Source organism: Poriferisphaera corsica (assembly GCF_007747445.1).
GTDB classification, from domain to species: domain Bacteria; phylum Planctomycetota; class Phycisphaerae; order Phycisphaerales; family Phycisphaeraceae; genus Poriferisphaera; species Poriferisphaera corsica.
In genome coordinates, this window is the sequence record NZ_CP036425.1 from 686243 (window position 1) to 698111 (window position 11869).

10 protein-coding genes are annotated in these 11869 nt (G+C 50.9%); 8 read left to right on the plus strand and 2 right to left on the minus strand.

The annotated features are described in order from the left end of the window. Window positions 1-187: 187 nt before the first annotated feature. Window positions 188-2017 carry a hypothetical protein gene (locus KS4_RS02690; RefSeq protein WP_145074264.1) on the minus strand — a complete coding sequence of 610 codons (1830 nt, stop codon included), beginning with the start codon at window positions 2015-2017 and terminating at the stop codon, window positions 188-190. Between the two features lie 221 nt (window positions 2018-2238). Between KS4_RS02690 and mnmA the strand changes: the two genes are divergently transcribed. Beyond that, window positions 2239-3429 (plus strand): tRNA 2-thiouridine(34) synthase MnmA, encoded by a 1191-nt coding sequence (gene mnmA, locus KS4_RS02695; RefSeq protein WP_145074266.1) that lies wholly within the window; start codon window positions 2239-2241, stop codon window positions 3427-3429. Between the two features lie 450 nt (window positions 3430-3879). Here mnmA and KS4_RS02700 read toward each other — a convergent pair whose 3' ends face one another. Then, the gene (locus KS4_RS02700; protein WP_145074269.1) at window positions 3880-4080 is read right to left on the minus strand and encodes a hypothetical protein; all 201 of its coding nucleotides are present in this window, start codon (window positions 4078-4080) and stop codon (window positions 3880-3882) included. Between the two features lie 128 nt (window positions 4081-4208). On the opposite strand from KS4_RS02700, the gene murB reads away from it, so the two are divergent. From murB to KS4_RS02730, 7 genes are all read left to right on the plus strand, one after another. After that, window positions 4209-5150 carry a UDP-N-acetylmuramate dehydrogenase gene (murB, locus tag KS4_RS02705; protein WP_145074272.1) on the plus strand — a complete coding sequence of 314 codons (942 nt, stop codon included), beginning with the start codon at window positions 4209-4211 and terminating at the stop codon, window positions 5148-5150. A 475-nt stretch (window positions 5151-5625) separates the two neighbouring features. Beyond that, a complete protein-coding gene (locus KS4_RS02710) occupies window positions 5626-7254 on the plus strand; it encodes a cytochrome ubiquinol oxidase subunit I (RefSeq protein WP_200761495.1) in 1629 nt (542 codons plus the stop codon). 104 nt (window positions 7255-7358) lie between these two features. Further along, on the plus strand, window positions 7359-8378 hold the full coding sequence (cydB, locus tag KS4_RS02715; RefSeq protein ID WP_200761496.1) for a cytochrome d ubiquinol oxidase subunit II: 1020 nt from the start codon (window positions 7359-7361) through the stop codon (window positions 8376-8378). A 445-nt stretch (window positions 8379-8823) separates the two neighbouring features. Then, a complete protein-coding gene (locus KS4_RS02720; RefSeq protein WP_145074281.1) occupies window positions 8824-10431 on the plus strand; it encodes a hypothetical protein in 1608 nt (535 codons plus the stop codon). Between the two features lie 388 nt (window positions 10432-10819). Next, complete coding sequence (locus KS4_RS17995; RefSeq protein WP_261341881.1) at window positions 10820-10954, plus strand: hypothetical protein; 135 nt, start codon at window positions 10820-10822, stop codon at window positions 10952-10954. Between the two features lie 298 nt (window positions 10955-11252). Then, window positions 11253-11453 carry a 30S ribosomal protein S21 gene (gene rpsU, locus KS4_RS02725; RefSeq protein ID WP_145074284.1) on the plus strand — a complete coding sequence of 67 codons (201 nt, stop codon included), beginning with the start codon at window positions 11253-11255 and terminating at the stop codon, window positions 11451-11453. Between the two features lie 86 nt (window positions 11454-11539). Continuing rightward, on the plus strand, window positions 11540-11803 hold the full coding sequence (locus KS4_RS02730) for a hypothetical protein (RefSeq protein ID WP_145074287.1): 264 nt from the start codon (window positions 11540-11542) through the stop codon (window positions 11801-11803). Window positions 11804-11869 lie beyond the last annotated feature (66 nt).

An 11869-nucleotide genomic window follows, 5' to 3' on the forward strand; every position in this document is an offset into this window, starting at 1 on the left:
GACTCACATACCCAATGGGACCGTCATCTTACCAGCTTGTGATTTCCAAGAACACAAAAATCCCCATTAATTCACACCGCTAATATTCTAAAAGTAGCCGTTACTTCCTCCCGTGCCTTCAAATAAAAATCGGGACACGTTTTCACGCATCCCGATTAATACTTTATTTAGTTAAATCTGCAATGGATCAATAAAACGGAGCAGGTGGTGCTTGGCCAGGTTCACCCATAGGCCCTTGCATACCCGGCATCATCTGCTGCTGCATCATCATCACACTCTTCGCAGCATCTACAATAAACTTCACATTGTCCGCAGGCAGGTGTGATACTGAAACCGATGAATTTTCATCTACCACAACACCAATTGTGATCGGCGTGAGCGCTTCAGGGACCTGAACTGGAGGCATCCCCATCATCGGAATAAACATGTTCGCCATATCAGCGATTCCGCCTAAATTCACATAGCCTTCCAGCGTTGAGTTCGCAGGGATATATGCCTTGCGTGCATTGACGATTGCCGACTCCGAGCCAAGCCCGTTGTTTTTGTCCAGATTTTCAAGCACCTTACTCAGGAGTGCCTGATCCAGCGTCGTGGTCTGGACAACGTAATCGCCCTTCGCAGCCATATACCCGCTGTAGCCAGAGCCCATCATCATCGCCATCGGGTTCCCCTGCAGCATCTCAGGCGGCATCTGCATCGTGAACGCATACTGCGCCACATCCACATCGCCAAGCTCCAAAGCTTTGTCGTTCCATTCGGTTTCAAAGCTCATCTTCGGTGCGTTCAGATCACCCTCTGTGCCCGGCATGATATTGAACTCAGCACCATTCAACTTGCTCATGTACGCTTTCGTTGCAGCGATCAGCTTATCCGCATCTTTCGCCTTATAGACCGTGACCTGATTCAGAAAGTTGCCCGCAACCAATGCCATCTGGTCCGGCACGTACATCGCAACCGATTGTCCTTCAACCTGCTCAATGATCGCATCCGTACCTTCATACATCTGCGCTACCATTGGATTCGCTTGGCCAACCGTTTCAATCATCAAATCAGACAGCTTCAAATAATCCATCGTTGTCAGGTCGACCGAAGCCGCAAACAGATACGGATTTGCCGGCACTTTCCCAAGCAGACTCGCTGCATTACTCTTGCCACCCAATAAAATCTTCGAAGCTTCCGACCCAGCCTTAAACCCAGTTGGCTGAGCAAAGCTAATCCCGTCGTCCTTAATCTCAGCAAGCACTGCCAGGCCATCAAGATCCTCTTCCGCAACACGCAACATTGATGTCAGCATCAACTGTCCCGCCTGCATCTGTTGGATCTGCTCTGCTGGTGCACTGCGCTCCATCGACCGATTCAACTCTTGTTGAATCTCAGCGATCAGCATAGGCCCGAATTCTTCAGCCATACGTGGTGCATCAATGAAGAACATCACATCCGCGCTATCCACATACTTCTGGCCGGCCTTGCCGATACGAGCCTTGATCTTCGTCGCCATGTTGCCCGGCTTGTAAGCCTCAACCAACTCACGATTCGAGCTCATCACTGCATAGCCATCGATCTGCTTTACATACGTATCATTTTCATCCATCAGCGTGATCTGCGTGATCGCAGCATTTGCGTTCCCGCCCATGCTCGTCACAAACGCATCGTAATCGTTCACAGGCAACAGCCAATAAGCACGATCGCCATCTTTGTTATCTTCTGTTGGCAGATTGATCACGAACAGCATCGAGCCATTATCGTTCACGCCTGCTTCCAGACCCGCTGCCATCTTGAATTGGCCTAACACGTCCAGCATCTCTGGTGACAGATCCGCCAACCCTGTCTGCTCCGCCATCTTTGCAATCTTCGCGTTCATTTCCGCAAGATTCGATACCGCCACAAACATGTCACTATCCGCTGGAACTTTTTCCAGCACTTCGTTCAAATCAGCTTGTGCAACCATACTTGTGCACATCATCATGGCTGCACCTACAAGTGCTGCCGTCGATTTCGGATACATCCGCTTGAGCATTACATGACTCCTTGTTCATTTAAATACGCTCGTGTAAACCAAGCATATTCCTTATCTCTGTGGTAAAGACGTTCTCAGACGCCTCAAATCCCTTTAATTTACAAAAAACTCTTAGATCCCCCTTTTTCATCAACCCGTCCCATTTGCTCCCATCATCGCAAACCAATATATTCGCTCCCCTGCTCCATGTGATGCTAAAATCATGCGGGGATTATCCATATATGGGAAATAAAACCTCAAATAGCAATAAAAAGGTCCTCGTTGCCATGTCTGGCGGCGTCGACTCCTCCGTGGTCGCAGCGCTTCTCAAATCCGAAGGCTACGACGTTGTCGGCTGCTTCATGCGCCTCGGCTCTGACGACTCCGCCGAAGCCGCCGACGGCTATGATAACTTGACTGACGCGTCTTGTGACCCAAAAAAAATTAAATTAGGTCATCAAGGTTGCTGTTCCCTCAATGACGCCTCAGACGCCCGCCTCGTAGCCGCGATGCTCGATATCCCCTTCTACGTCCTCAACTTCAAGCAAGACTTTGGCCGCGTCATCGATTACTTCGTCTCCGAATACAACGCCGGCCGCACCCCCAACCCCTGCGTCCGCTGCAACGATTGGCTCAAGTTCGGCAAGCTCCACGCCTACGCCAAATCCATCGATGCCCACTATATCGCCTCCGGTCACTACGCCCGCATATCCCCCCCCACTACATCTTCACCCTATCCCAAACTCCTCCGAGGCCTCGACCACAACAAAGACCAGTCCTACGTCCTCTTCGGCTCAGGCCGCGAGCAACTCTCCCAAATGCTCCTGCCCATCGGCGAACTCGAAAAGCCAGCCGTCCGCCAAATCGCCGACGACTACAACCTCCCCGTCTTCAACAAGCCCGATTCCCAGGAAATCTGCTTCGTCCCCGACAACGAATACGCCAATCTCGTCAAGCGACGCACCCCAGAACAATTCAGTGAAGGCAACATCGTCGACACTCAAGGCAATATCGTCGGCACACACGAAGGCCATCAACACTTCACCATCGGCCAGCGCCGCGGCCTCGGCGTCGCTCTCGGTTATCCCATCTACGTCACTCACCGTGACCCGCAAGGCAACACCATCACCGTCGGCCAAAAACCCGACCTCCTCGCCCAAGCCCTCCAAGCCGACCAGGTCAATTGGCTATCTTCCTCCGAAGACGCCGCCTCCCTCACCGACGAAAACGGCTGGATCACTTGCGAAGCCAAGATTCGCTATAACTCCCCGCCCAAGCCCGCTCAGTGCAAACTCATCGAACAAGACGGCAACCAAATCCTCGAAGTGAAATTCCACGATCCCCAGGAAGCCATCACACCCGGCCAGGCCGTCGTTTGCTACTCAAACGACCTCGTCCTCGGCGGCGGCTGGATCACCAAAGCCATCGACTAATCATCGGTTAGGCTAACAGTACCGCCCCCATTAGACGCGGAGCCACGCTCCGTGCGCCCTCTCGCTTCATGTCACATAACCAACTCTTCAACAGACTTGTAAAAAAACTATAATTTGTGGATGAGCTACATTACTTTGCTCATCTACTCATTTGGCATCATCCTTGCCACATCCGGTTTTGCTTTCGCATGCTTCGGGGGGCTTTCGATTTCACAACACTCACTCCGTAAATGGGCTAACAGCAAAAACATCCCCTCCAATTCCCACACAATGAGTATCGGTGGCGTTCTCTTTTTCATCGGGATCGTTATCATGAATATCATAAGAGCATTAGCATCTTAAGTTACTCTAAAAGCCGGCGAACCACGCTCGCCGGAAGCCTAAAACCTCAATCTAAAAACGCCCTTCTCAAAATCAACACCATTATCTAGTACTGCTGTATTGATTGCATTAAACTGCCTGCATGAAGCAAGCCGGATTCATCATCATTTTATTAAGCATATTTTTGCTTTGTATAGGTTCGATATTGCTTGTTAATGCGTTAATCGCGGCACGAAATGAAAATTGGCGCATGCTGTCAAAAAGATTGCTCATCCCCGTCGATTTGCCCGCAATCAGCATGGGCAGTTTGGCTCTGATTATCGCATTCATACTCATTCGTCTTGGATATATCGTTCAAAGCTGGTGATGTCGTATATGCCATTTTTTTATGATGATTCCGCAATCCATCCACCCCCACTTCCCTAGACCCTCGGCCCCAGACCCCTTAAACTATTCCCATGCCATCCACCCTCATCCCCCAACTAAAACCTCTCCTCGCTCCCACCGGTATCCGCACCCTCTACGATGCCCCCATCGGCGAGATGACCTGGTACAAAACCGGCGGCCGCGCATCCGCTCTCTGCTACCCCGCCTCCGAATCCGAACTCTATTCACTGATTAGCCTCGCGGGCAACCATAACATCCCCATCTACATCCTCGGCTCCGGCGCCAACCTCCTCGTTCTCAATCAAGGTGTCCAAGGCATCGTCATCTCCTTAGACTCCCCTCCCTGGAAAACATACACCGTCAACAACAACGTCCTCACGGTGAAAGCTGGCTACGACCTCATGAAGCTCATTCACGAGACCGCCAAACTGGGCCTTGCCGGTCTCGAACCGCTTGCAGGCATCCCCGCTTCCATCGGCGGCGCCATCTGCATGAACGCCGGCGGAACCTTCGGCGAAATCGGCACTCACATCACCCGTGTTCGCACCATGTCCGCCGCCGGCCAAATTCAAGACATCGCCAAAGACGACCTCCAATTTAAATATCGCTCAACCAACATCACCGACCCCTTCATTCTCGAAGCCGACTTCCTCCTCACGTCTGCCGACCCTTCCGCCCTCCGCGCTAAGGTCAAAGAGATCTTCGACTACAAGAAGAACGCCCAGCCCATGGCCGACCGCTCCGCCGGCTGCACCTTTAAAAATCCCCCCCAGCCCCCGGAAGGTGCACAGTGTGCAACCTATAAGCCAGCCGGCCAGCTTATCGACGAATCCAACCTAAAAGGTTTCCGTATCGGCACTGCCGAAGTTTCCACCGTCCACGCCAACTTCATCGCCGTTGACCGTGATAACCCTAATGCCGATGACGTCGCTGCTGTGATCGATCATGTGCAAAAAGCAGTTCTTGAAAAAGTCGGTATCCAGCTACAGCGTGAAGTTATTATCTGGCCATAGCTCTTCTAGCTTGTATTATCACACCCAAATCTCTTGTGATGCATTTCTATACTTTCTCGCCACCAGCGACCGATATCTAATTCCAATGGGGTCCAGTCTGTCGTTGATTCACCGCCGTGAATTGTGTTTGTGTGTTTAGAATCGTCGAATACCGTTCGTCTTTTCTATCTCGTTATCAAGTATTTTTTTTCGTTTTGTTCTGCAGTTAAACGAGATGCGCACGATGTAATGCGAATCAAAACGTATGTGTTGTTTTGCACCGTGATGCAAAATCTTGTCATAGATTTGCATCGTTTCGCTTGTATTGCTAGGGTTGTTTACAGCCTAGTTGTATCGTCTAATCAACCACTGCAATACAAATATCGGTACTGACAACTAGCGTTGCCAAACGCTGTATCATTAGAACTAACAATCGATTAGATTGTGTTGTCTAATGGTTACACAAAGTTCAGCAACGCATGCAGGAGCTGTATCTATGGACTTTGATGTCGTATTCCTTTCTCGTCTTCAGTTCGCGCTGACCATCATGTTCCATTACCTCTTTCCCCCGCTCACCATCGGGCTCGGGGCACTGATCGTTATCTACGAAACGCTCTATCTCAAAACCCGTGATCAGCTCTGGAAGTCAGCCAACGTCTTCTGGATCAAGCTCTTCGCCGTTACATTCGCTGTCGGCGTCGCCACCGGCATCGTCATGGAATTCGAGTTCGGCACCAACTGGGCCAACTACTCCCGGTTTGTCGGCGATGTTTTCGGCTCAGCACTCGCCGCCGAGGGCATCTTCGCCTTCTTCCTCGAATCCGGCTTCCTCGCCGTCCTCGTCTTCGGCCGCGACCGCGTCGGCAAAAAATTCTACTACTTCGCCGCTTGGATGGTCTTCATCGGCTCCGTCTTCTCTTCCGTCTGGATCGTTGTCGCCAACTCCTGGCAGCAAACACCCAACGGCTCACTCATCCAGCAAATGACCAACCCCGCCACCGGCGAACCCTGGTTCATCGACGGTATCCCCCAGATGCGGGCCCAGATGCAAAACTTCTGGCAAGTTGTCTTTAACCCCTCATCCATCGACCGCATCACCCACGTCTGGGCCGGCTGCGCCGTCACCGGCGGCTTCTTCGTCCTCTCCATCTGCTCCTGGTACATCCTCCGCAACAAACACCTCGAATTCGCCCAGCGATGCTTCAAAGTCGCCCTCATTTTCTCCCTTCTCGGCATCCTCGGCTCCGTCCTCACCGGCGACTCAAACGCCCGTATGGTTGCCCAACAACAGCCCGCCAAGCTCGCCGCGATGGAAGGCATCTACAAAACCGGCGACGGCCCCACCCCCATCCACCTTTTCGGCATCCCCAATTCCGAAACCGGCGAAGTCGATTACTCCATCGAAATCCCCGGCGCACTCTCTATCCTCGTCTACCGCGAGTTCCCACCCAAAACCCCCGTCATCGGCCTCGACCAGTTCAAACCCGAAAACCATCCCCCAGTCTTCATCCCCTTCACCTCATTCCACATTATGGTCGGACTCGGCTTCGCCCTCCTCGGACTCATCATCATCGCCTTCTTCTTTTGGTGGCGACGGACTCTCTTCCAGCAGCGCTGGCTCATGTATCTTTTTGTTGTATCCATACTTGCAGCCATCACCGCGAATGAACTCGGCTGGGTTTCCGCCGAGGTCGGCCGTCAACCCTGGATTGTCTATCCGCCGATGCAACGCACCGAAGCTGGCGAACCATTGCGTGATGCAGACGGCATCATCCAGTTCCAGCAGGCTGAATGGCCGACCGAGTCAGGTAGCGTCAATCTTAAACCGGCTGGCCTGCGAACACGGGACGGCCACTCCCAAGCTGTCGTTCAAGGTGAAGTGCTTTTCTCCATCGTCATGTTCGGCCTCATCTATACTCTGCTCTTCTTTGTCTGGATTTTCGTCCTCAATGAGAAGATTCGTAAAGGCCCAGCTCCCGCTTCAGAAGCCGCAACAGCCCCCGAAGGTTTCCTGCGAACCGCTGGCGAGCATGCTCATGACTCCATGACCTCCATGCGGGAAGGCGATCAAGATGAAGAGGGAAACGAAGATGAAGATAACAACAAGAAAGATTCATCGTCCTAATCGATGGTTAGATGCGCATGCAATGATCGCTTGCGCTTTATCTAGCTTAAACACTAGTCCCAATCACTTTTTTCATAACAGCGAACATTTGACTGGAAAACGATATGGACCTTAACCTGCTCTGGTTCCTGCTCATCGGCGTCCTCATGACCGGCTACGCCATCCTCGACGGCTTCGATCTTGGGGTCGGCATCCTTCACCTCACCGTTAAGGACGATACCGATCGCCGGTTGCAGCTGAACTCTATCGGCCCTCTGTGGGACGGAAACGAAGTCTGGCTCGTCACCTTTGGCGGAGCTTTGTTCGCAGCGTTTCCCGAAACGTATGCCACGATCTTTGAAGCTTTTTACATACCCTTCATGTTGTTGCTTTTTGCTCTGATTTTCAGGGCTGTTTCCATCGAGTTTCGCAGTAAACAAAAGCTTTCATTGTGGCGACATTTCTGGGACTTTTGCTTCTCTGCTTCATCCGCACTCGCCACCTTCCTCTTCGGTGTCGCGGTCGGTATCTCCATGATCGGCATCCCCCTCAATGAACGATTTATCTTCACCGGCAACATCTTTCATCTGCTGCATCCATACGCTTTATGTGTCGGCGTTTTAGCGGTCGCGGTCTTTGCAATGCATGGATCGATTTATCTTTATCTGAAGACTGAAGGTGAATTGCAGAAGCACGCCCGTCGAAATTTTTGGCGAGCATTCTTCTTTTTCCTTGCGATGTACCTTGTCGTATCTATCTTTACATTAGTCTCAGTCCCTCGCGCGATTGAGAACTTCACGAACTATCCTTGGCTTTGGATTGTTGTCATCCTGAACATACTTGCCGTGGCTAATATCCCAAGAGCAATGTCTCAGGGCAGGCCACTCTATGCGTTTATTAGTAGTTGTTGTACGATTGCCGCGTTTGTGTTCTTGTTCAGTACCGCTCTGTATCCGAATCTTGTGACGAGTAGTGTGGATGAAAAGATGAACAGCCTGAATATTTATAATGCTTCATCGACACCGCTGACGTTGACGATTATGACGGTGATTGCCGTGATCGGCATGCCGATTGTGCTGTTGTATACCGCGATTGTGTACTGGACATTCAGAGGCAAAGTCGTGCTTGATGAGCACAGTTATTAAATGAATTGCCAAGTCTAATTGATAGATAGGTTCAGCCCGTGGTGATGGACGTGGGCTGTTTTAGTATGCGCATTTGTGCGCAAAAACGCGAAGGGTCCGCGCGCGCAAACGCGCATTTTTACTGCGCGCACAGAATTTCCTCAAAGCGCGCATGACGTTTGTAAATCGTTGATTGAAGTCAGCTTGCAGAGACGGATCAATGGATTCTCAGTTTTGCGAGAATTGTGCGTTTTGATGGGTTTGGGCGAAGAACAGATCAACTTTGGCAGGTAATTATGAGAAATGGTTAAGTTTTGAAACAAAAAACCTATTCACACGTCTAAGAATTAAACAATTTGTGTACGCTGGTGCTTTTCAGGTCTTAGTAGATTTAATCAATTGTCATGGGCTAACGCGCATGTCGTGAATGATGAAGATTCAATGTTTCAGTTTCCGGGAGATGATGATGCATCGATTTGCAAAAATATTCTGCTTGGGTTTATTTATTTTTTTTGGTGTGTGTAGTCAGGTTGTTTCGGAGAATGAAAAGCAAAAAGGCCGATTGAATGTTTCGGAGATGAGTTTTAGGGAGTTGGCGGATTGGATTGATACCGATGCGTCATCCTATTTTTATTACCTAGAGCAGAAGCTGATTTGGCAACGAACACATGAGGGTTCGTTTGATGATGAGATTGAGCAGTATCGCGAAAAGATGCAGGCGGGTGAGGTTGGTTCTGCTGTGGGTGTTGAGCGGTTGAAGATGTTGATTGGCTATGAGGAATATGCGTGGCTTGAAGATCTGAAAGGTATTCTTTGGCAGGTGCATGAATTTCCGGTGGCAAAGTTGAAGCAGATGGGCGGGTTGGATGAGATTGATGAGTTGATTAGGGTGCTGAATGATCTGGAAATTCAGGCCCGGTCGAAGGTGGATTGGGCATATCAGGTGGGTAAAATGGATGCTGACAAGATTCAGGATGCTTATACGTTTGTGCTTGGAAGCCGGTCGATTGCGGAATTGATCAAGAAGACGTTGCGCGTAGAGCAGGGGGTTGATGTTGACACGATGTCGGCGCGGTTTATTGCTTGGGTGAAGGGGTACGATGAGTATCGTGCTGGGATGAGGCGAGCTCATCAGAGGATGCCGGGGAGCACAATATCGTTTGGGCCTTATGATGAACTTGATTTGAAGCTGGATTTATTGGGGGAGATGAGTGGTGAGGCGATGTTGGAGCGAGGTGTTGACGAGCAATTGACGGCGATATTACGGTTTGTTTTGGATAGAAAAGAAGAGATGCCATGGCAGGCGGATTTTATGTGCTATGACATGGAGGGGCTGCTGCTGAAAATGGGGGGTGAACGCTTTAAGGATCTGTTGGCGAAGCGGATTTATGATGCTGAATATCCGATCGCAACGCGGATGACGATGTTAATGGGTGGATCGTTGGGGGCTGAAGAGATGAAGTCTTGCCTGGAGAAGAAGGAAACGGATGAGGGGTATCAAAACCAATTGTTAAAGGCTGCGGATGAGTACCGTGAGCTAAGGGATTTGATTTGGGGGCATGATGACGCATCGATTGATGTTGATTTGCGGTGTGAATGGGATCAGGTGAAGCAACAACTCGTTGTTGAGGTTGAGGCGAAGAATGTGGGGGATGAAGTGTTGAGTATTGAGGAGCGATTGGATCGGACTGTGATGCGACTGTTCATGGTGAGTGAGGATGGGGGGCAGCTTTTAGAGGGGAGCTTGGGATTGATCATTGGGGATTATGGTGTGAAGCGATTGGAGGTGGGGGATTCGGTACGAGAGCGGATAGTTTTTCAGTTGAGTGAGTTGGCTTATCGTGTGGCTGGAGAGAATCGTGTTGTGAAGTTGTTGGGTGGGAATGATAGGCAGAGTATGAGCGGAGTGGTGATGAGGCGGCCGGGCCGGTTTGGTGTATATGCGTTGCTTGCTCATGAGTATTGTGGCGTTGGTGTGGATATGCCGAATCGGCTTGGGGAGGCATATCGGGGCGATGCGTGGGTTGGCTGGGCGGTGAGTGAGCCAGTGATGGTGGAGGTGGATTGGGAGTGAGTTGTGGGGTAGGGCAAGGGGAATTCTGGATGTGGGTTGGGAGAGGTGCGTGGCCGATAAGGGGGGTGAGGGTGTGTCTGGTGGGTGGTCATTGAAAAGTTGCGAATCGATGAGATTTGGGTGCGAATTGTGAGGGAATGGGGAAAAGTGCGGGTGTCGAATGGTGTTTGAGTATGGTATTGATGTGTCGTAGCTATGTTTTAGGGGCGATTGAGTGGGCTTGAACAAAAATATGGGCGATCCTGAGTAGCTGAGAGACAAGAGGCGGGCGGCGGATTGGTATCAAAAGAGAGATGGGTATAAAATTGGTGTGCTGTCACGGTTGTCTTGAAGTGATGGCTCGCGCGGCAGAGATGGTGGTGGATTGGGGTGGCTGTGGATGAAGGGTGTGGAAGTGCTCCCAATTCCGGGGGTGGGGATGATTCTTGATATGAAAAATGAGCCTGTTCGTGGCGATATGTACGGCTGCAGTTCGGGAAAAACAGACGCTTGTCGGGGTGATCGTACAGACGCAGGCGGCTAGACTGGCTGGGGAAAGGATGTGGAAGGTTAGGGGTGAGAGGATCGGATATGCAGGGCGGGAGGCTGATGGGGGTGTGAAAGTTTGGGGAGATGGGATAGGGGGGATTGAATGTGTTGTTTGTAGGTACTTGTAAAATATTGATTTAGAGGTACTTAGGGGAATATGTCAGAAGCAGACATAACAATCAGGGGAGGGCGAGGTGGGAGCCACGATTCTGCAGGTTTGCAGAGGATGGTTGTATGTGTCAGAATAGAAGGCTCGTATCACGAGCTAGAAATACCGAAAAGGAAGATATTCAATGGCGATTCGTATCAAAGCACGCAGCGGCGAGACCGCAGAACAAATGCTTCGTCGTTTCAAAAAGCTGTGCGAAAAAGAAGGTCTGACCAAAGACATCAAGAAGCGAGCATACTTCGAGAAGCCAAGCGAGCGCAAACAGCGTGCGATGCGCAAGAACCAGAAGCGAGTGCAGCCTGCACCACGCGGCGGTCGTCGCTAAGCATTGAGCGCTTGTGTGGTACGAGGCGGGATGACTCATTCAGTGGTTCCCTCCTGTCCCGCCTGACACGGCGAGTTCATCGCTGTGTGGACAATATTGATAAATGGTTGAAGACCTGTGTTGTGCTGAACGACCTGAAGGGGGCGGTTGGTGTACGCAGGTCTTTTCGAATGTCTGTAGAGGCTGATGGTCTGGCGAAGCTGGGCGATTGGTTATGGGCATTTGGGATTGATAAATGGACTAATCCGGTTAGCGCGGGCGACAGGAGTGCTGTTGAGCCGCGCTGGTCACGTTTAGGCATGGGCTTGTTTTGTTGTGATCGTTGTGAGAGAGGATCACAAGCGAGCTGACATGCATTTTAATGGAGACGCTTGAGATGAGGGTGAAACTCCCCCAATTAATGCTTGGTGCAGCGA

Excerpts from the sequence above, each read along its gene's own strand:
- KS4_RS02690 (WP_145074264.1), bottom strand. The coding sequence starts at position 2,017 with ATGCTCAAGCGGATGTATCCGAAATCGACGGCAGCACTTGTAGGTGCA.
- mnmA (WP_145074266.1), top strand. The coding sequence starts at position 2,239 with ATGGGAAATAAAACCTCAAATAGCAATAAAAAGGTCCTCGTTGCCATG.
- KS4_RS02700 (WP_145074269.1), bottom strand. The coding sequence starts at position 4,080 with ATGAATGCGATAATCAGAGCCAAACTGCCCATGCTGATTGCGGGCAAA.
- murB (WP_145074272.1), top strand. The coding sequence starts at position 4,209 with ATGCCATCCACCCTCATCCCCCAACTAAAACCTCTCCTCGCTCCCACC.
- KS4_RS02710 (WP_200761495.1), top strand. The coding sequence starts at position 5,626 with ATGGACTTTGATGTCGTATTCCTTTCTCGTCTTCAGTTCGCGCTGACC.
- cydB (WP_200761496.1), top strand. The coding sequence starts at position 7,359 with ATGGACCTTAACCTGCTCTGGTTCCTGCTCATCGGCGTCCTCATGACC.
- KS4_RS02720 (WP_145074281.1), top strand. The coding sequence starts at position 8,824 with ATGCATCGATTTGCAAAAATATTCTGCTTGGGTTTATTTATTTTTTTT.
- rpsU (WP_145074284.1), top strand. The coding sequence starts at position 11,253 with ATGGCGATTCGTATCAAAGCACGCAGCGGCGAGACCGCAGAACAAATG.